Below are 24,689 nucleotides of genomic sequence, written 5' to 3' on the forward strand. Positions count from 1 at the left end.
CCGAGCGCCGAGGCGCTACCGGTCGAGACCGTCGAGGAGGGCGGCGAGCGTCGCCCGTTGCGCCGGCGGCAGCCGGTGGCTCGCCAGGGCGCGGCGTACCAGCTCGCGGGCCGCCTCCGGGGCCTGCCGGGACAGCTCGGCGCCGTGCGCGACCAGCCAGCCCACCAGCCACTCGTCCACTTCGGGCGGCCCGGCGAGCAGGTGGTCGGCGACCCGGGTGACGGGGCCGCCGTTGTCCGCGAGCGCCTGCGCCGCGTGCCGGTGCAGCGTCGGCCGTAGCGCGGCGGGGATGCTGCCGGCGAGGGCCCGCCGCAGCACCGGTTGCCGGAACGCCAGCTCGCTGCCCGCGTCCACGAGGACGTCGGCGGCGACCGCCTCCTCCAGATCGGCCATCAGGTCGAACGGGGTCCGCCCGGTGACCGCCGCGACCTCCGTGACGGCGAACTCGTCGCCGAGCAGGGCGGCGTAGCGCAGCGCCTCCCGGGCGCCGGGGGAGAGGTGGTCGAGGCTGGCCCGCACGGTGTCCAGAAGCGAGCGCGGCATGTCGTCGGCCCGCGCGTCGACCTCGGCGAGCCCGTCGACCACCCGTACCCCGTCCTCCGCCACGAGGCCGGTGACCAGTTCCCGGGCGTACAGCGGGTTGCCGGCGGCCAGCGGCGCCAGCGACCGCAGCGTGGCGCCGGGCGGCACGCCAACGGTCCGGCCGAAGATCTGCTCGATGTCCGACGGGGGCAGGGGAGTGAGCCGGATCAGGTGCCCGGCGCGGGTGCTCACGCCGCGCCGCAGCCGGGCCAGGTCGCGGCGGCCGGGCTCGGGCCGGGCGGTCGCGACGAGCAGCAGCGGCAGCCACCGGGTCAGCGCGGCCAGCCGCTCCCAGGCGAGCAGGCTCACCTCGTCGGCCCACTGGAGATGGTCGACGGCCAGGACCAGCGGGCCCTCGGCGGTCAGCCGGCGGACGTGGTCGAGCACCCGGTCGACAGCCGTCGCCGGGTCGTCGTGCGGCGCGTCCTCCAGGCGCAGCGCCCGGCGCATCACGTGCAGGGGGATGCGGCTGCTGAGTTCCTCGGCGCTGCCGCGCGCGACCCGGTGGCCTCGCGCACGCGCCTCGTGCAGCGTCGCGTCGAGCAGCGCGGACTTGCCGATGCCCGGCTCACCCTCGATCCACACGATCGCGCTGCGGCCCTCGCCCACCGCGTCCAGCAGGTCGCGCAGCAGCGCCAGTTCGGCGTCGCGTCCGACCAGCCGGCCCCGCTGCGGTACGGGCGGCGCGGCCACCGCTGCCGGCACCTCCGCTACCGGCGTCACCGGTACGGCCGGAGGGGCCGCCGCCGGCTCGGCGAGGATCCGGCTCTGCAACTCGCGCAGCGCCGGGCCGGGCTCGACCCCGAGTTCGTCCACCAGCACCCGGCGCGCCGCGTGGAAGACGTCGAGCGCCTCGGTGCCCCGGCCGGCCCGGTGCAGCGCACACATCAGCAGCTCGTGGAACGGCTCGTGCAGCGGGTGGTCGCGGACCAGTGCGGTCAGGTCGGCGATGAGCGCGTCGTCGCCGCCGCCGGTCAGGACCAGCCGGGCCCGCCGCTCGGCCGCGGCGATCCGCATCTCGGTCAGGCGGTGCCGGTCGAGGTCGGCGAAGAGTCCGGTGACGTTCGCGTACGGCTCGCCCTGCCACAGCGCGAGCGCCTCGTCGAGCAGCGCGACGGCCGGTGCGGGCCGCCCGGCCGCGGCCGGTGCCACTGCGGCCTCGCACAGCGCCTCGAACCGGTCGGCGTCCAGCGCGCCCGGGTCGAGGCGCAACGTGTACCCGGCGCGGCCGGAGCGCAGCATCCCCCCGGCCGGGCCCAGGCTGCGCCGCAGGCCGGAGACGTAGGTGTAGATGTTGCCCGCCGCGGCGCTCGGCGCCGAGTCGCCCCACAGCGCCCGGATCAGCTCGGCGCGGGTGACCGGGCGGTTGGCGTTCGCGGCCAGCATCGCGAACAGGGCCCGCCGCCGGGCCGGTCCGAGGTCGATCTCGACCTCGCCGTTCCAGGCGCGTACCGGCCCCAGAACGGTGACGCGCAGTCTCCTCACCGGTGCCCGACGACCGCCGGTCCGACGCTCGGGGACGGCCCGCCCGGGCCGGCGATCCGGCTCATCTCGGCGCGCGTCGCGGCGTCCCCGGTGTGCGCCGACACCCAGCTCGCCTCGGCGCCCGCGGGCAGCCCGCAGCGGTGCAGCACCCGGGCCAGTTCCGCGGTGAGCAGCTCGCGGGACGGCGCGGAGAGGCCGGGCGAGGCGACGGCGTGCCGCAGCACCGCGATCGCGGGCGCGGGGGCGACGGCGCCCAGTTGCGCGGCGTGCGTGGTCAGCCAGTCCTGCACCCAGGCGTCGACCGGCACCGGTCCGGCCAGCAACTGGCCCGCGACCCGGCCGAGGTCGCCACCTGCTTCGGCGAGCCGCTGGGCGAACTGCCTGTGCATCAGCACCCGCAGCGCGGTCGGGATCGCGCCGCGCAGGACCCGGCGCAGGACCGGATGCCGGAACCGCAGGCGGCGCCCGTCCTCGACGAGGACCCCGGCGGCCAGCGCCTCCTCCACCGCGGGCACGAGTTCCGGCGCCGACTTGCCGGTGACCGCGGCCAGGTCGGCGACCAGGTAGTTGTTGCCGAGGAACGCGATCGCCCGCAGCAACTGACGGGTGTCGTCGGCGAGCGGTTGCAGGTGCCGGGAGACCGCGTCGGTCAGCTCGGGTCCGGGCGTGTCGGCGGTCCGGCCGTCGCGGTCGGCGAGGACGAGATGACGAAGGTAGTACGGGTTCCCGGCGGCCGCCGCGACGAACGAGCGGGTGGTGCCGGGTTCCGGGCCGGGCGGACGGGACCAGTCGCGTACGAGCGCGGTCGCGGTGTCGTCGTCGAGCGGACCGAGTTCGACGAGCGTGGTGCCGTCGCGGGGCAGCACCCGGCGCAGGAGCCGCACCTCGTATCCGGCCGGAACCGGGCGGGCGGCCGAGACGAGCAGCAGCGGCAGCCGCGTGGTGAGCTTGTGCAGCGCGTGCCAGACCAGCAGCGACATGTCGTCGGCCCACTGGAGGTCGTCCAGGACCAGCAGCAGCGGCCGTTCGGCGCACCGCGCCACCACGAACCGCTGCACCGTGTCGATCACGGTCATGGTCGGCGGTGCCCCGGCCGTGCAGGCGTGCAGCGAGGCGGGCAGGCCGTCCGCGTCGTTGCCCAGGGAGAGGCACTCCAGCACGATGCTCAACGGCATCCGGTACGCCAGCTCGTCGCCGACGGCCCAGCCGACCTGGACGCCGAGCGGGGCCGCGCCGCTCAGCCCCTCGGCCAGCAGCGCCGACTTCCCGATGCCCGCCTCGCCGCTGATCCAGACGCTGCCGCCGCGTCCGCCGGCCAGGCCGGTGACCGCCGACCGCAGCCGGGCCAGCGCGGCGGAGCGGCCCCGGAAGCCGGGGTGCCGCCGCGGGGCCGGGCCGGGGCCGCGTGCCGGGGCCGCGGTGCCGGCCGACAGTTGTTCGTGGATCTGCCGGACGGCGGCGGCGGGTTCGGTGCCCGACTCCTCGACCAGCCGGTCCCGCAGCGTGGCGTAGAGCGCGAGTGCCTCGGCGGTACGCCCCTGCGCGGCGAGCGCGCGCATCGCCACCGCGTACAGGCTCTCCCGGGCCGGGTGGCGGTCGACGAGCGCGAGCAGGCGGTCGACGACCTCGGCGCCGCGTCCGAGGCCCAGCATCAGCTCGGCCTGCCGTTCCACTGTCGTCAGGTACAGCTCGCCCAGCCGGATCCGGTGGCCGGCGGCCCGTGGTCCCGGTACGCCGACGAGCGCCTCGTCGCCCCGCCACTGCGCGAGCGCGGCGTCCAGGGCGGCCAGTTCGCCGGCGGTGTCCCCGGTGGCGCGGGGCGCGCGGCTGCGTTCGCGCAACCGCTCGAAGCGGTGCACGTCGACGGCGTCGGCGTCGAGGTGCAGCCGGTAGCTGCCGCCCTCGGAGGTGAGCACCCGGCCGGAGGACCACCTGTCACGGTCCGGTTCGAGCATCCGGCGCAGGGCGGAGACGTACGTGTAGAGGTTGCCGGTCGCGCTGGCCGGCGGGTGGTCACCCCAGACGGCGGTGATCAGCTCGTCCCGGGACAGGCCCCGCTCCGGGGTGAGCGCCAGCGCGCTGAAGACGGCCCGGCGCTGAGCCGAGCGCAGTGGCAGTTCCCGCCCGGCGTACGTGATCCGGAGATTGCCCAGCAAGCGGATGTCGAAGCCACTGCACTGTGCCGTCATGCCGTCCTCGTGGTGACCGGATACCTGCCTCGGTGACAACCGTTCGGCGGAACCCTAGCCCAACCATCTACCATGTCAACTTCGTGTGGATGGCGGAAAGGCTTACGGCGCAGGGCTTTCCGGTGTACGTCGCGTTCATCTCCGGCCGCTGCCGGTAGCGCTAGCAGGCAGTCTTCCCGAGGGCGGGCCCGAACCGTCCACGACGGACCGGCGGGCGGCCGGGCGTCCCGGCGAGACGATACTCACCTCGGGCGGGGCCGGGGTCCGCGCCGGCCCCGCCGAGGTGGTTCAGCTACCGGCGCAGGTGGCGGTGGTGCCGCCGCCGGTCCCGGTGCCCTGGAATCCGAAGGTGGTGCTCTGGCCCGCGCCCAGCCGTCCGTTGTAGCTCTGGTTGGCCACGGTGACGGTGCCGCTGGTGCCGCTGGGCACGCCGTTCCACAACGAGCTGATCGCGGCGCCGCCCGGCAGGGTGAGCGTCACGCGCCAGCCGGTCAGCGCGGTGCTCCCGGCGGTCACGGTCACGTTGGCGACGAAGCCACCGTTCCACTGGTCCTGGACGGCGTAGACGGCGGTGCAGGAGGCCCCACCCGGCGGGGGCGTGGTGGGCGGGGGCGTGGTGGGCGGCGGGGTCGTGGGCGGGGGCGTGGTGGGCGGCGGGCCGTCCAGCGTCAGGTTCTTCTGCTGGACGCTCCACTGGCTGTGGCACAGACCGCAGTCCGGGCCGACGAAGTTCGCGCCGGCGCCGACGTCGCCCTTCAGGCGCCACTTGAGGTAGAGCACCGCGACCCGGCCGAACTCGCCGCCGTTGGTCTGGTCGTACGTGCCGCCGTGCCCGACGTTCAGGTTGCCCATGAAGGCGGGCAGCCCGGCCGGCAGCTTGCCCCAGTCGTCCATCGCGTTCGGGTACGCGATGTCGCTCGGCCCGCCGACGAAGTACGCGATCGGCTTGGTCAGTCGCCGCAGCTGGTAGTCGTCGGCGTCGTTGAGCAGGCCGCTGCTGAAGATGCCGGTGGTGGTGACGCGCGGGTCGTTCGAGACCGCGTACGCCTCCAGGCCACCGCAGGAGAACCCGGCCACGGCGATCTTCGTGGTGTCGATCCGGTTGTAGTACCTGCTGCCCGGCCGGGAGTTCTCCGCCACGGCCCAGTCGATGGACTGGGTGAGCATCTGGGCGTTCGTGGAGCCGGAGCCGTTCGGTGCGCCGTTGGCGATGGCGAGGAAGCCGTGGGAGGCGATCTCGCGCAGGAAGTTGCCCTGCGACAGGCCGTTGGCCGAGCAGCCGCCGTTGCCCCAGACCAGGACGGGAAGGCGCTCGGACGGGAGCGTCTGGGGCCGGAAGATGGTGTGGTTGGGCAGGCTCGACGAGGTCTCGTAGTCAGCGGGGTAGGGCCCCGAGCCGCCGATCGCGGCACCCGCGGGTGTCGCGCCGAGCGCCACGACCACGGAGGCGAGCGGGACGAGGGCGGCTGCGAGCCCCGCGTAGATCTTCGATCGTCTTCTCATGCGCCCTCCAGGGGACACGTCGTGACGGCGCTCCCTGGATGGTGGTGGTGGCGGTGGGTCGGCCACGTCGGTGTGGCGCCGCCGCGATGCGTCCCCGCGGAGGGACCGGCGGGAGCTTTTGCAGTTACTATCACCGCCGTAACAAAATGTGTCAATACACGTTGGTCGATGCCTGACACTGATTTGGTTGACAACTCAACCTTCCTGCGGCACCGTTGGCATCGATGCGCATCGCTCCTGACGGGGTGGGAAACCGCCGCCCCCTCTTGGCCGCCCACCGTCCCTGGAGGACAGAATGCGCACGTCCACCATGCGAATCGCCGCCGGTCTCGCCGCCGCGGCCCTGACCGTCCCGCTGTTCGCCGCGCCCGCCGCCGCCGAGCCGGCCACGATCCCGAACCCCGACACGGGCCTGGTCTTCTACTCCAGCGATCCGCTCGCCGTGGTCGCCCGGCAGGCCGCGCCGGACGACCTGTGCCGCCCGTTCCCGGCCGACGCCGACTGGCTGCTCGGCTGGAGCGGCGGCTTCCAGAACGTCATCGGCTACCAGTCCGCCGACTGCAGCGGGCACGGGTACGGGCTCGGCCTGTTCCGGGGCTGGACGACGCGCGGCACCTTCGGCTCGTACAAGACGCTCTGACCGACCCCCGCGACGCCGGTCCGCGGTACGCCGAGCGCGGCGTGCCGCGGACCCCTCGCGCCACATGTCTTGCGCGCACATCGCCGACGCGCTGGACAGCGGACGCGACACCGCCGAGATCCTCGCCGGTCTCGGCGCACCGAGCGCGGTGGCGGGCCAGGCGCGGGAGGAACTGGGCCTGCCGGTCCGGGACGGCGCGGAGCGGGCCGCCCGGACGCTGTCAGTGGTCGCGGTGGCCGCCGGTGTGCTGATCGCCGTGTGCGTGAGCTTCCTGCTGCCGTCCGCGGTGCCGGTGGACCCGCTCGGCGCGGACTCCGGCGAACAGGGCGTCGTCCGGCGGTTCGGCCCCGGCATCGCGTTGCTCACGCTGCTGCCGGCGCTCCTCGTGGCCGCGCCGCTCGTGCTGCGGGGCCGGTCCCGCAGCACGGCACGGTTCGCCGGCGCGGCGGCGCTCGTGCCGTGGGCGATGCGGCGAGGCGCCGGTGCACGGTGGTGGCGCTACCTGACCGGCGGCTTCGTGGCGATGCCCGGCGTGCTCGTGACCGTTGCGACCGTCGGTGGCTCGGTCGGCATCGGCTGGGCGGGTGCGGCGCTGTGGATCGCCGGACCCCTCGTGGTCGGCGCGCTGTGCGCGTACGGGATCCGGGCGGGGTACGCGGTGACCGCCCTGGCCGGCGTACGCCGCGTCGCTCGCCGCCCACGGTGACCCGGCCGCAACGCCCGGCCCGTCGCCGCGACCCGCGCCGGCCCCCGGAGCCTGACCAGGGCCGTGACGCCGGCGGCGCCGGGCGCGGTGAGCTGACCCGGTGGCCGGCCGGGGGTGCCGGTGCGGCGAGGCGCCACACGCCACCCTCCGGATCGAGGTATTGACACTTGCCTAAGTGGACGCCGAGAATTCTCCGAAAAGGTTTTCGGAGAATTCTCGGCCCACCTCGCCGGGCTGAGCCCGAGGGCCGGCATCGGCAACCGCTTACCGCTTCAGCCGTGGAGCCGGCTCCGGCTCCCTCAGAGAACGGGAGGCCGACATGACGATCACACCGAGCCGACGCGGACGGCGGTGGCTGGCCGGGCTCACGGCGGCCGTGCTGGTTCTCGGCGCGGCGGCCTGCGGCGACGACGGCGGCGACGACGGGGCACTGGCCCAGGCCGGCCCGAACGGGCTCGACGACGGCAGCAAGCTGACGCTGTGGACCCGGGCGCCGCTCGAGAAGCAGGCGAAGCTGCTGGTCGAGGCGTACAACGCCAGCCACCGGAACAAGGTCGCGCTGACCGTCGTCCCCAACGACGACTACGTCGCGAAGGTGGGCGCGGCGGCCGGCTCCGGCAGCCTGCCGGACCTGTTCGCCGCGGACATCGTGTACGTGCCGAACTGGGTGAGCCAGGGACTGTTCCAGGACCTCGGCGCCAACATCGACGGCCTCGACTTCAAGGACTCGGTCAACAAGGGCCACCTCGCCGCCGGTACGCGTGACGGCCGGAAGCACGTGCTGCCGTTCGTGCTCGACCTGTCGATGCTGTTCTGGAACAAGAAGCTGTTCCGGGAGGCCGGGCTCGACCCGGACCGGGCGCCGGCGACCCTCGCCGAGTACGCCACGGCCGCCAAGGCCGTCCAGGCCATCGGGAGGGACGGTGTCTACGGCACCGCCACCGGCCTCAACTGCGGCGGCTGCCTGGCCTTCACCTGGTTCCCGTCGATCTGGGCGGCGGGCGGCGAGGTGCTCGGCGCGGACGGCACCACCTCCGAACTCGCCGGAGACACCGCGGAGAAGGTCTACCGCACCTGGGCGGACCTGTGGCGCTCCGGCGCGGTCCTGCCGTCCTCGGCGGGGGAGACCGGTCCGACCTGGACCGCGGCCTTCACCGAGGGCAAGGTGGGCCTGATGTTCTATCCGGCGACGCTGCTCTCCTCGACGCCGTTCGACGTCGGGGTGGCCGGCATCCCCGGCCCCGACGGCGGTGCGTCGACATTCGTCGGAGGCGACGGCATCGGCGTGTCGAAGGACTCCCGGAAGTCCGGGCAGGCCTGGAACTTCCTCAACTGGTTGATGTCGGAGCAGGCCCAGGTGGAGGTGCTGGCGAAGAACAAGGACGTGGTGTCGCGCTCCGACCTGGCGGACAACAGGTACGCCGCGCGTGATCCCCGCCTGGTCACCGTCAACGAGGTGGCCGGCAAGGGCGACACCCCGGTCGCCCTGAACTTCCAGCAGGCCTTCAACGCCCCGGGCAGCCCCTGGCTCGCCCTGGTCCGCGGCCAGGTCCTCCAGGGCGGCGGCGACATCCAGAAGCAGAACGACCAGATCACCGCCGTCCTGAAGCAGTAGGCCGCGGCGGGGGAGCGAGGAGCTGCCATGGAGGTCACCGCACCACCGGATCCGCGCCGCGCGACGACCCGCCGCCGCTTCCGTTCCGGACGCCGGCAGGCGCTGCTCGGCTGGCTGTTCGCCGCACCCACAGCGGCCTTCGTCGCAGCGCTGTTCGCCGTTCCCCTGCTGCTGGTGCTCAAGATGGCGGCGTCGAGGTGGCCGCTGCTGGCCGGCGACCAGGGACTGAACGCGCCCGACAACGTCACCCGGGCGGTGAGCCACCGCTTCTTCAGCGACTCGGTCGTCTTCACCGTCAAGTACACGGTGCTCGCGACGGTGCTGCTGATCGCGCTCGGGCTGGGACTGGCACTGCTCGTACAGGAGTCGAGCCGGTGGAACAACCTGCTGCGCGCGTCGTTCCTCGTCCCCGGCGCCCTCGGGCTGGCCTCGGCGTCCCTGCTGTTCTACGTGATCTACTCGCCGTACGCCAGCCCGTTCGCGCCGGTGATGCGCCGGCTGGACGTCACGTTCCTCGGCTCACCGAACGCGGCGCTCCTGTCGACCGTCTTCCTCGTCGTCTGGCGCTACGCCGGCTTCTACATGGTGCTCATGCTCGTCGGCCTCCAGAGCATCCCGGCGGACGTCTTCGAGGCCGCGCGCGCGGACGGCGCGAGCCGCTGGCAGACGTTCCGGCGGGTGACCCTGCCGCTGCTGCGCCCGACGCTGGCGCTGACGACGGTGCTCTGCGTGACCGGTTCCCTGCTCGCGTTCGAACAGTTCTACATCCTCACGAAGGGCGGCCCGGACAACAGCACCGTCACCGTCGTGCAGCTGATCTACATGATCGCGTTCCAGGGCCAGAACGACCTCGGCGTCGCCGCCGCGCTGTCGGTCGTCGTCCTGGTGGCCCTGGTCCTGCTCAACGCGCTGCAACTGCGCGCCTTCCGGCCCGAGGAGCGCTGAACCATGGCCGTCGACTCCCGTTCCGCCCGGACCCCTGTGGACGGAACGCCCCGGCGTCCTGCCCCGGCGCCGGCCGCCGCGCGCAAGCCGGACGGTCTCACCGTCGCCGGCGTGGCGCTGCGCACGCCGTACTGGGTGTTCACCGGAGGGATGGCGCTGATCTTCCTCTTCCCGCTGGTCTGGACGGCTGTCGCGTCGGTGTCCCCGCAAGCCGGGACCGGCCAGACGCAGGGCTGGGGGTTCGGCAACTACGCGACCCTGGCCGGATATCAGGCGGGCGTGGGGCGCTATCTCGCCAACTCGGCGCTGGTGTCGCTCCTGACGGTCGTGCTCACCCTGTCCGTCTCCCTCCTGGGCGGCTACGCGTTCGCACGGTTCCGCTTCCCCGGGCGCAACGCGCTGTTCCTGCTCACCCTCGCCATCCTGATGGTGCCGTACGCGACCCTGCTCATCCCGCTCTACGTCCTGCTCAACCGGGTCGGGTTGCAGAACTCGCTCGTCGGCGTCGCCCTGGTGCTCACCATGTTCCAGCTCCCGTTCTCCACGTTCCTGATGCGGATCTCCTTCGAGGCGGTGCCGCGTGAACTCGACGAGGCGGCGATGGTCGACGGGTGCTCGTCGTTCGGCGCGCTGCGCCGGGTGCTCATCCCGGCCGTCAAGCCCGGCCTGATCACCGTCGGACTGTTCGCGTTCCTCGCCTCGTGGAACGACTTCATGGCGCCGCTGATCCTCATCAACGACTCCGAGCGGATGACCCTGCCGCTCGCGGTGGCCAACCTTCGCGGCCAGACCCAGGGCGTCGTCGACTACGGCGCGACCGAAGCGGGTGTCGTCGTGCTCGCCCTGCCGTGCGTCGTGCTGTTCCTGCTGCTCCAACGACACTACGTGCGCGGCTTCATGTCCGGCGCGGTGAAGGGATGACCATGGCTCGTAGCGTGCCCGCCGCCGCACCCGTCCTGCCGACGCGCGGCCGATTCCGGCCGCTCGGGCTCGGTGAGGTACGCATCACCGGCGGGTTCTGGGCGGACCGGCAGTCCGTCAACGCGGACGCGAGCCTGGGGCACATCGGGCACTGGCTGGAGCGGGAGGGCTGGATCCGCAACTTCGACCTGGTCGCCTCCGGCGGGCCGGCCGGCGGGCGCCGGGGGCGCGAGTTCTCCGACTCGGAGGTCTACAAGTACCTCGAGGCGATGGCGTGGGAGATCGGCCGCAGCGGCGACCCGCGGCTGGAGTCGGTCTTCGGCCGCGTCGTCGGCCGGGTGGCCCGGGCGCAGGACGGCGACGGCTACCTCAACACGCGGTTCGGGCACCGGGGGCAACCACCGCGCTGGTCCGACCTCGGGCACGGGCACGAGCTCTACTGCGCCGGCCACCTGCTCCAGGCGGCCGTCGCCCGGGCCCGGACCCGTCCGCACGCCGACGACGGACTGGTGGCGGTCGCCCGGCGGGTCGCCGACAACATCTGCGACACGTTCGGGCCGGACGGGCTCGACGGGCTGTGCGGGCACCCGGAGATCGAGACCGCGCTCGTCGAGTTCGCCCGCACGACCGGCGACGACCGCTACCTGGCCCAGGCGGCGCTCTTCCTCGACCGGCGCGGCCACGGCCGGCTGGGGGACGTGGAGTGGGGACGCGAGTACTTCCAGGACGAGACGCCGGTACGCGAGGCGACGGTGCTACGGGGACACGCGGTCCGCGCGAACTACCTGGCCTGCGGGGCGGTCGACGTCGCCGTAGAGCGGGACGACCCGGGGCTGATGAAGGCGGTACGCCACCAGTGGCGTACCGCTGTGGCCCGGCGGACCTACCTCACCGGCGGGCAGGGTTCCCGGCACCAGGACGAGGCGTTCGGCGCCGACTGGGTGCTGCCGCCCGACCGCGCCTACTCCGAGACGTGCGCGGCGGTGGGCTCGGTGATGCTGGCCTGGCGGCTGCTGCTCGCCTCCGGCGACCCCGGCTGTGCCGATCTCATCGAGCGGACCCTGTTCAACGTGGTCGCGGCGTCCCCGGCGGCCGACGGCCGGGCGTTCTTCTACACCAACACGCTGCACCGCCGGGAACTCGGCGCCCGCCCCGACGACGACCGGCCGAGCATCCGCGCCGAGGCGGCCCAGCGGACGCCCTGGTTCGAGGTGTCGTGCTGCCCGACGAACGTCGCGCGCACCCTGGCCGGCCTCGGCGCGTACGTGGCGACCACCGACGACGAGGGCCTCCAGATCCACCAGTACGTGCCGGCGACCGTCGCCCACCACACCCCGGACGGGGGCGGGCGGCACCTGACGGTCACCACCGGCTATCCGGACGACGGCATGGTCCGGGTACGGATCGACAGCGACGACGAGCGGCCCTGGACCCTGTCGTTGCGGGTGCCGGACTGGGCGGGGCGGGGTGCGACGCTGACCGTCGGCGGCCGGACCCGCACCGCGCATCCGGGCTACGTCACCGAGCGCCGGACGTGGCGGAGCGGGGACGAGGTCGTGCTGAGCCTGCCGGTGCAGCCCCGGTTCACGTACCCGGACCCCCGCATCGACGCGGTCCGTGGATGCGTGGCGGTGGAACGCGGGCCGCTGGTGCTCGCGGTCGAGTCGGTGGACGTGCCGCCGGGCGCGGACCTGCAAGGGCTGCACGTCGACACGACCCGGCCGCCCCGGAGCGCCGGCGACCGGGTGTCGGTGCGCTGCCGGCGGCTCGACTGGCCCGACCACGACTGGCCCTACCGTGGTGCGGCCGCACCGCCGGCCGAGGCGGTGACGGAACCGGTCGAGGTCCCGCTCGTGGCGTACCACTCCTGGGCCAACCGGGGGCCGTCCACCATGCGGGTCTGGCTGCCGGCCGGCTGACTCAGCGCGCCGCCGGGGGCGCCGCCGTGCTGTTCCGCACGACGAGTTCGGGCGTCAGGAGCACGCGTCCGGGCGCCGATCGGTCCCCGCCCGCGTCGAGCTGGGCCAGCAGCAGGTCCAGGCTGCGCCGGCCGAGTTCGGCGAAGTCCTGCCGCACAGTGGTCAGCGGGGGCAGGAAGTAGCCCGCATCGGGCATGTCGTCGAAGCCCACCACGCTGACCTCGTCCGGCACCCGCCGGCCCGCCTCGTGCAGAGCGCGGAGCACACCCAGGGCGATCTGGTCGCTGGCGCAGAAGACCGCCGTCACCGACGGATCCCGGGCCAGTCGCCGGCCCTGCGTGTAGCCGGCCCGGGCGGTCCAGGCACCCGGCACGGCGTACGGCGACGGCCGGCCGGTGGCGTGCAGGCCTGCTCGCCACCCGTCGGTCCGCTCGGTCGCCTCCGGCCAGTCGGCCGGGCCGGCCACGTGATGCACCGTGGCATGCCCGAGGTCGAGCAGGTGCCGGGTGGCCAGCCGGGCGCCCGCGGCGTTGTCGATCTGGACGTTCGGCACCGCCTCGTCGTGCCCGCCGCCCACGCCGACGACCGCCAGGCCGTCGGACACCTGGGCCAGCGCGGCGGCCACGACCGGCTTCGGGGCGATCGCGATGATGCCCTCGACCGACTGCGCGCGCAGCCAGTCCACCGCGTCCAGCACCGACCGGCGGTCCAGGTCGCGCAGTCCCGCCACGGTCAGGAAGTAGCCGGCGGACCGGGCCGCGCCCTCGATCGCGTACAGCATGGAGGTCGGGCCGTACAGGGCGCTCTCGTACGCGATGATGCCGAGCGTCCCGGAGCGGCGGGTGACCAGCGCGCGGGCCGCCGGGTTGCGGCGGTAGTCCAGCGCCCGCACCGCCGCCAGCACCCGGCGGCGGGTGTCGTCCCGGACGTGCGGGTGCGCGTTGAGCACCCGGGAGACCGTCTGGTTCGACACCCCCGCCAGCCGCGCGACGTCGCGCATGATCGAGTGCCTCGGCACGGGTGTGTCCTCCGGCGTCCTCATCGACTCGGGCGAGGTGTCAGCCGGCCGGCTCGCCGGAGGGGGCGGGGAGCCGCACCCCGGTGGCTACCGGAGTGCCGAAGTTCGGTGTGCCGTCGGCGTTCCAGGTGAACTTCTGCGCCCGGGTGCTGCGGTTCATGTCGCAGCCGCCGGATGCCGAGCTGTTCGCGTGGTAGACGATCCAGTCCTCGGTGCCGTCCGGCGACGTGAAGAAGCCGTTGTGGCCGGGGCCGAAGACGCGGTTGGCGTCGCTGCGCTGGAAGACCGGCTGCGGGGACTTGACCCACGACGAGGAGTTGAGCGGATCGCCGCCGTTCCAGGTCAGCATCCCGAGCTTGTAGTCCGGTGTGCTGCAGTGGCTGGCCGAGAAGATGATGAACGTCCGGCCGTTGCGTTGCAGGACCTCGGCGCCCTCGTTCACGGCGCCCCCGGACGTCTCCCAGCCGTAGGTGGGGGTGGACAGCAGGCGCCGCGTGCCGGCGGCGGTCCACGGGTTGCTCAGCTCGCGGATGAAGTTGGGCTGTGCGCCGTTGTAGTACGTGCCCAGCAGGTACAGCTTGCCGTTGAGCTGCATGATGCTGGGGTCCAGCTCCCAGGTGTTGTCGGCGGTGGGATCCAGCAGGTCGGCCTTGAACGTGTACGGCCCCATCGGGTCGGTGCCGGCGCTCTCCAGCACGTGGATGCGCTGGCTGCCCAGGTCGAACGGCTGGCGGCCGGCGACGTAGTACAGGTACCAGCGCCTGCCGTTCGGGCCGTCGAGCAGGTGGAACTCGGGGGCCCACATGGTGCCCGCGCCGTTGGGGCGGGTGAGGGTGAACAGCACGGTGTCGGCCGCGCCGGCCAGCCCGTCCAGCGTCCGGGACCGCCGCATCGTGACGGTGTTGTTCCAGGTCGTGGTCGCCAGGTAGTAGTAGCCGTCGTGGTACTTCAACCACGGGTCGGGTCCGTTCACCTTGATCGGGTTGGCGTACGTGTTGGGGCCGGGGTTCGGCCCGCCGCCCGGGTAGCCGGTGAGCCGCCACGTCCGGCTGGCGGCGCTGGTGCAGGGCAACTGGACCAGCGCGGTGCCGGCCGCGCCGCCGTCGTTGACCGGAGCGATGCACTTCCCGCTGGAGACGGCGGCCAGGTTCACGGTGCCGGCGGCGCCGTTGGCCACCAGGCGGAACTGCTGGTTGGTGCCGCCGTGGCAGGTGTACTGGATGACGGCGGCGTTGTCGGCGGTGGACGCGCCGTAGATGTCGAGACAGCTGCCGGGGGTGAGTGTGGTGATCGTGTAGCGGTCGGTCGTGCCGGCCACCGGCGTGACGGTGAAGGTCTGCCGGGCGCCCGCGCCGCAGCCGGCCTGGACGAGCTGCAGCGCGTTCGTGGCGGCGCCGCCGGGCACCTCGACACAGTTTCCGTTCGCCTGGTTGACGACTGTGGTGCCGAAGGCGCTGACGGCCTGGGCGGGGCTGCCGGGGAGCAGGGGCAGGAGCGCGGCCAGCAGCAGGATCGCGACGGCGGCCCCACCGGTACGCCGGCGGGGGTGCCGGGACGGGTCCATGGGGAGGTCCTTTCGGTGTGGTGACGGGGCGGACGCGCGGCGGTGGGTGGCGGGGCCTCCCACCGCCGCGGCTCAGCTGACCTGGATGCGGTCGAGGTCCGGCGCCCAGCCCGCGGTGTTGCCGAAGGTGAGGGTGTTCGTGCCCGCGTTGAGCGGGAGCGTGACGCTGACCGTGCCGACGGTGTCCCAGCCGCCGGTGCCCGGGGTGGCGACAGTGACCGGGGCGCCTCCGTTGACGCTGATCTGTGTCGATCTGGCCTCGGCCGAGGCGTAGGAGACGGTGACAGTGCGCGGTCCGGCGGCGTTCGCCGTGACGTTCGTGAACCGCAGCGTGTTCGCGGTGCCGTTGCCGACGTAGCCGACGAGCGCGCCGCCGGAGGCGCCGGCCGAGGAGCGCACCGCGGCCTGCCCGGTCAGGGTGTTGCCGCTCGCCTCCGCCTCGTACGAGGTGGAGGCCGGTGGCGTGGACCCGCCGCGGTGGTAGGCCTGCACCTCGGTCAGGCCGGACCGCGCGCCGCTGGCGTGCGTCAGCACCACCCGGATCCGCTGGGCGGCAACCGCGGCGAAGCGGACGTTGTTGTAGTTGCCCTGGGGTGCCGCCGGCGTGCCGACCTGTGCGCCGACGTTCACCCAGGCGCTGCCGTCGTGGTACTGGACCTGGTACGACGCCGGCGGCCGGTAGGTGGCGCCGGCCGGGCGGCTGTCCTTGACGTACAGGCGCAGCTCGTCGACGGTCTTCGGCGAACCGAAGTCGATCTCGTACCAGTCCTGGGCGGCGGACCCGCCGGCGCCCCAGAACGGCTCGTTCGTCGGGTAGCCGTCGATCGCGGCGCCGGCGCTGGTGCCGCTCGCGGTGGTCGAGGCCGTTACTCTCGCGCCGTCGGCGAGGTCGGGCAGGTTCGCGCTCAGATCCACCCCCGCCTTGGCGAGCAGGTCCACCGTGCCGGCGTCACTGTGGACCACCTGGTTGGGGGCCCGCATGCCGGGCACCGGCGTGCTGAAGGTGACACCGGCGGTGGCGCCGGGGAAGCTGACCGATCCGCTGGACGGGTCGAAGACCAGCGGCACGAGCTTGTCGACGGTGACGGCCCGGTTCCCGTTGACGTAGATCGAGTACCCCTCGGGGACGCCCGGGTACCGGGTCACCCCGTCGCCCGGGTCGTCCCAGACGATGGTCAGGTCGCTGTTGCGGTAGCGGATGTTGTTGACTGTGAAGTTCGGCCAGCCGATGGCGATCGGCGACAACTCGACCCGGTTGTCGTTGCGCGGCCGCAGACCGGCCACGTCCTCGACGACCGTCCAGTTGCTGCTGCCGAGGATGTTGTGGTGAATCCAGGAGCGGTAGTCGATGCGCTTGCCGCCCGGGTTCCAGTCGGCCCAGAACTCGTTGGCGTCGGGCCAGCGGGTGTCGCCGTTGACGTACTGGGCCCAGACGTTCCAGTAGAGCAGCTTCTTGTAGTCCTCCGGGCCGACCCACTGGTTGGGGTAGGTGCGCAGGACCGAGGAGAGCAACCGGAACTGCACTGTGGAGTTGATGGTGGAGAAGTTGTTGCTGCCGGGCGAGCCGGCGGCCGCCGCGGCGGCCTTGTCCCGCTGGTTGGCGGTGTAGAACGGGAAGATCGGGTACTCCGCCGGGTCGGCGAGGAGGCGCAGCGCCTGCTTGTACTGATCGGTGGCGGGCATCAGGCCGACCGCGTACGGGTAGTAGTTGTTGATCTCCTTCCACGGCACGTGGGCGTTCGTCGCCACGTGCCGGTGTTCCAGCAGGTTGTCGGCCGGGTTCCAGAGCACCGTGACGATCGCGTTGCGGATCCGGGCGGCCAGGGCCCGCATCTCGGCGGCCTTGGCCGAGTTGCCGACCGCCTCGTACGCCTGCGCGGCGGCCAGCGCGCCGCTGTACTGGTACGCGCCCTCGGCCCGATCCAGGTTGCCGGGGCGCCAGTGGAACGAGACGGCGTCGGCGTCGTTGCCGGTCAGCGCGCCCCAGTCGTACTCGATGATGCCGTTGCCGTCGCGGTCGTAGTGGGCGAGCTGGCCCTTGACGTCGCCTTCGGCGTAGCGGGCGAGGCTCGCCGCGATGCCGGGCTGGCCGCCGTGGAGCTGGTAGCTGCGCCAGGCCGCCTCGGCGATGTACTGGGTGTAGCTGTTGGACCAGTTCTCCGGGTCGCCGGGGTTGTCCAGGAAGCGTCCGCCCTTGGACACCTGACCGACCGAGAGCCAGTCGCCGTAGGCGTACTTCGGGTCGCGCAGGTACTTCAGGTCGTCGATGTGCATCGGCTGGGTCAACGCGATGGCGTTGTTGTAGCCCAGCGCGCCCTCCACCGACGTCGGGAACTGGAAGGTCTGCCCGGGGATGTCGGCGTCGAGGTGGTTGAAGCGCATCAGCCACCAGCGGTAGTAGATGTTCTTCTTGATCGCCGGTTCCGGCACGTCGATGTAGGGGACGTTCTCGGCCCACCACCTGTGGTAGGCACGGACGTGGGTGGCGAACGCGGCGTCCGGGGTGGCGTCGCGGTAGCTCAGGTAGTCGGTCGACGACTGCGGGATCTCCCGCGCGGTGAACCCCATGACCACCTTGGTCTGCAGCGTGGCGCCGGCGGCGACGGTGACCGTCCGGGTCAGCGCGCCGCCGGAGGCGGTGAAGCCGTCACCGGCCAGCCTGGTGGCGAGCGTGGTGAGGCCGTTCTTCACCCCGGTCGACCCGGTCAGCTCGTTGCCGCTGCCGGACGACGCGTACGGCGAGGTGGCCCGCAGGGTGAGTGTGACAGGTGCGCCGCCGCTGTTCCTGATCGACAGGTTGGTGACCGCGACGTTGTTGTCGGTGATGAACTTGGTGACTGTGGCCTGCACCGAGCCCCCGGCGTACACGCTCCTCCAATGGCTGGGCGCCTGCCAGCGCTGGCTGCTCTGCTCGGTGAACGTCCCCGGGCCCAGCGCGATCGAGTACGCGGCGGCGTCGCTGATGCTCTCCCAATACGCCACCCGGCCGCCGAAGCCGATCACCGCCGGGTTGTGCTGTTTCATGAACAGGGCCCGCCCGCGGGTCATCAGGATCCCGCCGTCGGCGTCGGACGGATCGCCGCCGCCGGAGCGCGACAGCAGCCGGTCGATCCAGAAGTCGGTGCCCGCCTTCTCCGCGTCGTAGATCGACTGCATCATGTTGCCGGTGGTGTACCCGACCGGCGGCTGCGGGACCGCCGGGCCGCCGAAGGTGGGATAGCCGATGGTCTGAGCGGCCTGTGCGGGGCTCGCGGCCACCGGGGTGAGCGCGCCGACGACCACCAGGGCGAGCGCCGCTCCGGTGACCCGCCGGAACCGGCGGACGGCCGGGGGTGGCGACGTGCGCACCTCCGGCCCGGCCCGATCGAGGTGTGGACTTCCGGGAGGATCCCATGTGTTCATGGGTGCTCACCGAGACCTTTCGTTGTCGGGATGAGAACTGCACCGCGACAGGCCGGACCGCCGGTACCGCGGCGGGGCGGCGGTCGGGGTGACACCTCGTACCGGTTTCGGGCGGTCGTCGTGACCCGCGTGCGCGGCGGGTGGAACGGCCCCCGGTCGTCGACGCCCGGTCGTCGGCGACTGCCTCGCCCGGCCGGCCGGCTGCCCCGCCGACCTGAGCCGAAAACCTTTTCAGCAACATACCACCGCATCGGAGGCTGTCAATCCTCTGCGCAGCCCGGGAGCCGTTCGGTGTGCGGCAGACGGGGTGCCGGCCGGGGCGCCGATCGTCCGAAAAGCTTTCGGGCGAGAGGTGTCGGCGGGCGGGCCGGCGGTACGCGCCGGTGGTGGCCGGCACAGGCGCGGTGCTCGAAATCCTTTTCAGAAATCGGCCGCGGGGTCGGGTATAGTCGGTACGCCTCGGTGGCTGCCTCGGTGATCCAGCCCCGGCCCGAAGGGGATCTCGGTGCGTAGACGACGTTCGCAGTCGGTGACTCTGATGGATGTGGCGAAGCTGGCCGGCGTGTCGGTGGCCACCGCGTCCAAGGCGCTCAACGCCCGTGAGGAGGTGGCACCGGCCACCCGCCGGCGGGTGCAGCAGGCCGCCGAGCAGCTCTCCTTCCAGCCGAACGGGCTGGCCCGGGGGCTCATCTCCGGACGCTCCCACACCATCGGGCTGCTGACCGAGACGCTCGGCGAGCGGTTCGCCTTCCCCGTCCTCAGGGGAGTGGAGAACGCCCTGGGCAACGAGCGGATGTGCGTGCTGCTGTGCGACGCCCGCGGCGACGTCATCCGCCGCCAGCACCACATCCGGACGCTGCTGTCACGTCAGGTCGACGGTTTCGTCATCCTCGGCGACTCCAACGACATCCGGCCGTCGCTGAGCCGCGACCTGCCCGTCCCGGCGGTCTACGTCTACGGCGAGTCGGACGACCCGGACGACCTGTCCGTCCTCGCCGACGACGAGGGCGGCGGGCGGCTCGCGGCCGAGCACCTGGTGTCGCTGGGCCGCCGCCGCATCGCCCACATCACCGGCCCGCAGACCTACCGGGCCGCCCGCGACCGGGTGGTCGGCCTGGAGGCGGTGCTGCGCGAGGCGGGTCTGCCGCTGGTCGGCGGCGGTCCCCGCTACGGCGACTGGTCGCAGCGCTGGGGCCGGCAGGCGGCGGCCATGGTGATCAACGCCTCGCCGGACACGGACGCCGTCTTCTGCGGCAACGACCAGATCGCCACCGGGGTGGTCGAGGCGCTGCGCGACCTCGGCCGCCGTACGCCGCAGGACGTGGCGGTGGTCGGGTACGACAACTGGGAGGTCTTCGCCACCGACTGCCGTCCGCCGTTGACCACAGTGGACCTGAACCTGGAACAACTCGGCGCCACGGCGGTCAAGTACCTGTTCGCGGCGCTGGACGGCAACCCGTCGCGCGGCGTCATCCGGCACCCCGGCCGCCTGGTGGTCCGGGACTCCACCGGCCCGCCCCCGCTCGGGGACGGGCCGGCGGAGGGCGTCAGGACAGGAAGGCGCCGTACGGGCCGGCGAGGATCTGGTTCTTCTGTGCCTGGCTGAAGTGCGTGTTCGGATAGTCGTAGAACGAGGCCGACATCGGGGTGCCGTCCGTCGACGTCGAGTCCGGCAACCCGAGCGCGTGGCCGAGTTCGTGCACCATGCCGCCGTACCAGCGGTTCATCGGGCCGTTCACGCCCGCCGCGCCGTCGGCGTCGTGCTGGCAGAGGATCACCCAGCCGCCACCGCCGCCACCCCCGGCGCCCGGACCCTCGGCGCTGATCTCACCCACGTTGATCCAGCGGTTGTCCGGTGCGCGCAGGCTCAGCTTGCGCATCAGCTCCTGCTGCATGTTGAACACCGACCACCAGTATCGGTCGGAGCCGTTCGGGGTGTTCTCGTACCAGGACTTGACGTGGTCGCCGTCGACCACCTCCACCACCGGGTTGTTCAGTGTGAACGTCCGGCCCAGCTCCTGCCGGTAGTACCGCTGGGCCTCGCGCATCACGGCGGCGATGCCGTCCGGCCACCGCTGGTCGTACGCGACGTCGGAGGGCTTGAGCCAGTAGACGCGCACGGTGCCCGGCGGCGGTGTGCCGCCGGGCGGCGGCGCGGTCCCGGTCGGTGCCGGCGTGGCGGTCGGGGCCGGCGGTACCGACGTCGGCGGCGTACCGCCGGTGCAGGCGACGCCGTTGAGGGTGAACGCGCTCGGGGCCGGGTTGGCGGAGCCGTTCCAGGACCCGTTGAAGCCGAACGACGCGGACGCCCCGGTGCCGAGGCCGCCGTTGTAGCTGACGTTCGTCGCGGTGACAGCGGCGCCGCTCTGCGCCACCGTCGCGTTCCATGCCTGGGTGACTGTCTGCCCGGCCGTGAACGACCAGCGCAGCGTCCAGCCGCTGATCGGGTCGCCCAGGTTGGTGACCTGCACGTTCGCGCCGAAGCCGCCCGGCCACTGGGAGCTGACCGCGTACGCGATCCGGCAGCCCGCGGCGGCCGCGTGGCCGGCGCCGCCGGTCGCCACGACGGCGCCGGCCAGGATCACGGCGAGCGTCGCCGCCGCGAGACGGAACGGGTTTGCACGCATCGGGCACCCCCGTCAGTAGCCGTAGCGGCTCTTGAGGTGCCGCCACCAGTCGCGCAGCATCCAGGCGTCGAAATCGGTGATCGAGGCGGCGCTGCCGGCCTTCATGACGAAGCCCTGGCCCGGCAGCGGGTCCCAGTCGTAGAAGTCGTCGAGGCCGTAGGTGTGCCCGATCTCGTGCAGCAGGATGTGGATGTTGTCGCTGCCGAGGTTGGACATGAAGTACTCCCGGCCGATCCGTTGCCCCCAGTCGCCGCCCGCGCCGCCGCCGAACCCGTCGGTCAGCCAGAGCGAGTGGTCGTAGTGGCGGCCGGCGCCACCCGGGCAGTTCGGGTACTGGCCGTTCTGGTTGAAGAACCGGCCGCACGGCTCGCTGCACTGCGGCGCGTTCTCCCGGATGTCGTTGACGTAGATGTCGACCGAGTTGTCGGACCACTGCAACTGGTTGCGGTCCCGCACCGCCCAGCCGACCACCTTCACCGGTACGTCCGTGTAGGGGAAGCCGTTGTGGCCGGCCAGGACGTTCATCCACTTCTTGTACTGGCGGGCCAGCGCGGCCTGGATCTGGTCACGTTGCGCCGCCGTCACGGTGGCCGACGAGTCCCATCGGACGCAGTAGTTGATGTAGCCCCGGTTCGCGAACAGCTGGTCCCAGCCGTAGTTGCGGAAGCCGTACAGGTTGCCGTTGTTGTAGGTCTGCTCCACGTGCTGCCAGACCTGGTTGAGCGGTCCGGCCAGGTTCGACGGCGGGTTCCAGCCGGAGCCGGGGGTTGGCGTGGTGGGGCCGGAGGTGGGGGTGGGCGCCGGTGTGGTCGGCGCGGGCGTCGTGGGAGCGGGCGTGGTCGGCGCCCCGGTGCAGGCCGTTCCGTTCAGGGTGAACGACGTGGGCGCCGGGTTGGTGCCGGTGAAGGCGCCGTTGAAGCCGAACGAGGCCGCGGCGCCGGTGCCCAGGGAGCCGTTGTAGGAGGCGTTCGTCGCGGTGACCCGGGTGCCGCTCTGGCTGACGCTCGCGTTCCACGCCTGCGTCACCGTCTGTCCGGCCGCGTACGACCAGGCCAGCGTCCAGCCGGTGACCGGGTCGCCGAGGTTGGCGATCGTCACGTCGGCGCCGAATCCGCCCGGCCACTGGCTGGTCACCCGGTAGTCGACCCGGCATCCGGGCGCCGCCGCCTGCGCCCCGGTGACCACGAGCGCCGCGCCGGCCACAGTGGTCAGGGTGGCGGCCAGGACGACCGCCAGCCGCGCGCCACCTCTCGCTGATGTCACGGACCTCTCCTCTCCTCTCGGTCGGGGCGGCGGCCCGGGAACAGCCGTCGCGCCGTCCTAGGTGAAATCGATTAGCATCTATTGCTTTCTCGACCACCATGGAGCCCGAAAAGGTTTTCGTCAAGGACCGGCCCACGTGGCAGGCGGACAGCGCGCAACCGCCGGACGGCCCCGGCAGGGGCACATCCGGCGGTACGGCGGATCAGCGCCGCGGGGCGGTCAGACCGGCGCGGACCGCGGGTCGGTGGCGGCGTCGTGGGCGGCCATCGTCTCCTGCCGTGCCGGCTCCTCCCGCAGGATCGCGGCGTGCAGCCACGCGTCCGGGATGGCGAAACCGTCCACCAGCGTGCGCATGTACGGGCGCAGCTCCTTGAGCAGCCCGTTCACCACGCCGGTGATCGCCTTGGACCGGGCCGGGGTGAGCCGGCCGTGCTCCATCAGCCAGCCCTTGTTCGCCTCGATGACGCTCAGCGCGTACAGGTCGCAGACCCGGGACAGCAGCTCCTTGACCGCCGGGTCGGCTGTCGCGTCGATACCGGCGACGAACGCCTCCAGGGTCACCCGGTCGACGTGCGCGGCGGCGACGGCGAGGACGTGGTCCTGCACGTCGTTGAAGATGTCGAACGGACGGTCCTTCTTGGTGGAGGCGCCACCGCGCAGGCGGCGGACCGCGCTGTCGAGCAGGTGCTCCTCGCGGTCCTCGAACACCTTGAGCTGCCAGCCCCGGTCGGTGACGGCGACCTCGTCGTCCCGGCCCGGCACGGCACCGACCAGCCGCGCGATGAGCGCCCGCGCGGCGGTGCGTTCCAGCACCATCTCGCGTACCTGCTCGGCGACGAACGAGGCGCGCCCCCAGCCGTCCAACGAGCCGAACTCGTCCCGGTAGCCGGTCAGCAGCCCCTTGGCGACCAGCTGGAGCAGGACCGTGTTGTCGCCCTCGAACGTGGTGAACACGTCGGTGTCGGCCTTGAGGCTGGGCAGCCGGTTCTCGGACAGGTAGCCGGCGCCGCCGCACGCCTCCCGGCACGCCTGGATGGTGCGTGTGGCGTGCCAGGTCTGCGCCGCCTTGAGCCCGGCGGCACGGGACTCCAGCTCCCGCTGCCGGTGCTCGTCGACCGGCCCGTCGCCGCCCTGGATCTCGTCGAGCGCGGCGACCAGCTCGGTCTGGGCGAAGTGCAGCGCGTACGTGGTGGCCAGCGCGGGCAGCAGCTTGCGCTGGTGGGCCAGGTAGTCGTTGAGGAGCACCTCGCGGTCACCCTCGGCGTCACTGAACTGACGGCGGATGTCGCCGTAGCGCACCGCGATGGCCAGCGCCGCCTTGGTGGCCGCCGACGCGGCGCCGCCCACGCTGACCCGGCCCCGCACCAGCGTGCCGAGCATGGTGAAGAACCGGCGGGAGTCGTTCTCGATCGCGCTGGAGTACGTCCCGTCCTCGGCCACCTGCGCGTACCGGTCCAGCAGCATGTCCCGCGGCACCCGTACGTGGTCGAAGCTGAGCCGCCCGTTGTCGACGCCGAGCAGGCCGGCCTTGGGTCCGGCGTCGCCGATGGTCACGCCGGGCATCGGGTTGCCGTGCTCGTCGCGGATCGGCACCAGCCACGCGTGCACCCCGTGCCGGCGCCCACCGCTGATCAGCTGGGCGAAGACCACAGCCATCCGCCCGTCCCGGGCCGCGTTGCCGATGTAGTCCTTGCGTGCCGCCTCGTGCGGCGTGTGCAGGTCGAAGGTCCGCGTCTGCGGGTCGTACACACAGGTGGTGCGCAGCTGCTGCACGTCCGAGCCGTGGCCGGTCTCGGTCATCGCGAAGCAGCCGAAGATCCGGCCCTCGACGATGTCCCGCAGGTAGGCGTCGTGGTGCCGCTTCGTGCCGAGCGCGGCGACCGCGCCGCCGAACAGGCCCCACTGCACGCCGGCCTTCACCATGAGTGACAGGTCGACCTGCGCCAGCATCTCGGTGGCGACGATCGAGGCGCCCACGTCGGACCGGCCGCCGTACTCGGCCGGGAAGCCCGCGGCGATGCCCAGCTCGACCGGGAGTTCGCCGAGCAGCCGCGTGATCCGCTCGCGCGCCTGGTCGCCGGTCTCGCCGTAGACCGGGAGGAAGCGTTCGTCGAGGTGTTTGCGGTGGGCCTGGCGGACCTCGGCCCACGGTCCGTCGAGCGTCTCCTGAAGGCGGGCGATGTCGATTCGGCCGGACGCGTGATCGAGCATGGTCGCTCCTCGGGGCAGCGGACATATGGGTGCACTCTCGGCCTGATCAACATTACCGGCGGTCACCGTGCCCCGCTGGCGGAGGCTGTGGTGAGCCGT

The 24,689-nt window shown here is 72.8% G+C and carries 16 protein-coding genes; 7 read left to right on the forward strand and 9 right to left on the reverse strand.

Features of this window, described 5'->3' with window-relative positions; translation table 11 throughout:
* Positions 1-15: 15 nt before the first annotated feature.
* The 3 genes from FB455_RS15865 to FB455_RS15875 all read right to left on the reverse strand — a co-directional run bounded on the left by FB455_RS15865 (position 16) and on the right by FB455_RS15875 (position 5,759).
* On the reverse strand, positions 16-2,067 hold the full coding sequence (locus tag FB455_RS15865) for an ATP-binding protein (protein WP_145753854.1): 2,052 nt from the start codon (positions 2,065-2,067) through the stop codon (positions 16-18).
* A complete protein-coding gene (locus FB455_RS15870; RefSeq protein WP_145753856.1) occupies positions 2,064-4,256 on the reverse strand; it encodes an ATP-binding protein in 2,193 nt (730 codons plus the stop codon). Before FB455_RS15870 ends, FB455_RS15865 begins: the two co-directional genes overlap by 4 nt.
* A 288-nt stretch (positions 4,257-4,544) precedes the next feature.
* Entirely contained in the window at positions 4,545-5,759 is a 1,215-nt protein-coding gene (locus FB455_RS15875) for a cellulose binding domain-containing protein (protein ID WP_145753858.1), read from the reverse strand.
* 295 nt (positions 5,760-6,054) lie between these two features.
* Between FB455_RS15875 and FB455_RS15880 the strand changes: the two genes are divergently transcribed.
* The 6 genes from FB455_RS15880 (at position 6,055) to FB455_RS15905 (ending at position 12,505) form a co-directional block, all read left to right on the forward strand.
* Positions 6,055-6,399, forward strand: a complete 345-nt coding sequence (locus FB455_RS15880; RefSeq protein ID WP_013286972.1) for a hypothetical protein — start codon at positions 6,055-6,057, stop codon at positions 6,397-6,399.
* Positions 6,400-6,463: 64 nt separating this feature from the next.
* On the forward strand, positions 6,464-7,105 hold the full coding sequence (locus tag FB455_RS15885) for a hypothetical protein (RefSeq protein WP_145753861.1): 642 nt from the start codon (positions 6,464-6,466) through the stop codon (positions 7,103-7,105).
* Between the two features lie 319 nt (positions 7,106-7,424).
* Positions 7,425-8,720: an ABC transporter substrate-binding protein gene (locus FB455_RS15890; RefSeq protein WP_030268305.1), complete on the forward strand. Its 1,296-nt coding sequence runs from the start codon at positions 7,425-7,427 to the stop codon at positions 8,718-8,720.
* Between the two features lie 27 nt (positions 8,721-8,747).
* On the forward strand, positions 8,748-9,665 hold the full coding sequence (locus FB455_RS15895) for a carbohydrate ABC transporter permease (RefSeq protein ID WP_030268306.1): 918 nt from the start codon (positions 8,748-8,750) through the stop codon (positions 9,663-9,665).
* Positions 9,666-9,668: 3 nt separating this feature from the next.
* Positions 9,669-10,586: a carbohydrate ABC transporter permease gene (locus FB455_RS15900; protein WP_030268308.1), complete on the forward strand. Its 918-nt coding sequence runs from the start codon at positions 9,669-9,671 to the stop codon at positions 10,584-10,586.
* Positions 10,583-12,505 carry a glycoside hydrolase family 127 protein gene (locus FB455_RS15905; protein ID WP_486481539.1) on the forward strand — a complete coding sequence of 641 codons (1,923 nt, stop codon included), beginning with the start codon at positions 10,583-10,585 and terminating at the stop codon, positions 12,503-12,505. Before FB455_RS15900 ends, FB455_RS15905 begins: the two co-directional genes overlap by 4 nt.
* A 1-nt stretch (position 12,506) precedes the next feature.
* Here FB455_RS15905 and FB455_RS15910 read toward each other — a convergent pair whose 3' ends face one another.
* From FB455_RS15910 to FB455_RS15920, 3 genes are all read right to left on the reverse strand, one after another.
* On the reverse strand, positions 12,507-13,547 hold the full coding sequence (locus FB455_RS15910) for a LacI family DNA-binding transcriptional regulator (RefSeq protein WP_145753864.1): 1,041 nt from the start codon (positions 13,545-13,547) through the stop codon (positions 12,507-12,509).
* Positions 13,548-13,563: 16 nt separating this feature from the next.
* Positions 13,564-15,087 (reverse strand): family 43 glycosylhydrolase, encoded by a 1,524-nt coding sequence (locus FB455_RS15915; protein WP_145753869.1) that lies wholly within the window; start codon positions 15,085-15,087, stop codon positions 13,564-13,566.
* Between the two features lie 72 nt (positions 15,088-15,159).
* Positions 15,160-18,489 (reverse strand): discoidin domain-containing protein, encoded by a 3,330-nt coding sequence (locus tag FB455_RS15920; protein ID WP_145753872.1) that lies wholly within the window; start codon positions 18,487-18,489, stop codon positions 15,160-15,162.
* Between the two features lie 505 nt (positions 18,490-18,994).
* Here FB455_RS15920 and FB455_RS15925 point away from each other — a divergent pair.
* Complete coding sequence (locus FB455_RS15925; protein ID WP_013476355.1) at positions 18,995-20,095, forward strand: LacI family DNA-binding transcriptional regulator; 1,101 nt, start codon at positions 18,995-18,997, stop codon at positions 20,093-20,095.
* Here the strand turns inward: FB455_RS15925 and FB455_RS15930 are convergent.
* The 3 genes from FB455_RS15930 to FB455_RS15940 form a co-directional block, all read right to left on the reverse strand.
* On the reverse strand, positions 20,037-21,116 hold the full coding sequence (locus FB455_RS15930) for a cellulose-binding domain-containing protein (RefSeq protein ID WP_013286962.1): 1,080 nt from the start codon (positions 21,114-21,116) through the stop codon (positions 20,037-20,039). The genes FB455_RS15925 and FB455_RS15930 overlap by 59 nt on opposite strands.
* Positions 21,117-21,128: 12 nt before the next feature.
* Positions 21,129-22,379: a cellulose-binding domain-containing protein gene (locus tag FB455_RS15935; RefSeq protein ID WP_013286961.1), complete on the reverse strand. Its 1,251-nt coding sequence runs from the start codon at positions 22,377-22,379 to the stop codon at positions 21,129-21,131.
* A 219-nt stretch (positions 22,380-22,598) separates the two neighbouring features.
* Complete coding sequence (locus FB455_RS15940; protein ID WP_030268321.1) at positions 22,599-24,590, reverse strand: acyl-CoA dehydrogenase family protein; 1,992 nt, start codon at positions 24,588-24,590, stop codon at positions 22,599-22,601.
* Positions 24,591-24,689 lie beyond the last annotated feature (99 nt).

Source organism: Micromonospora sp. CNZ296 (assembly GCF_007827635.1).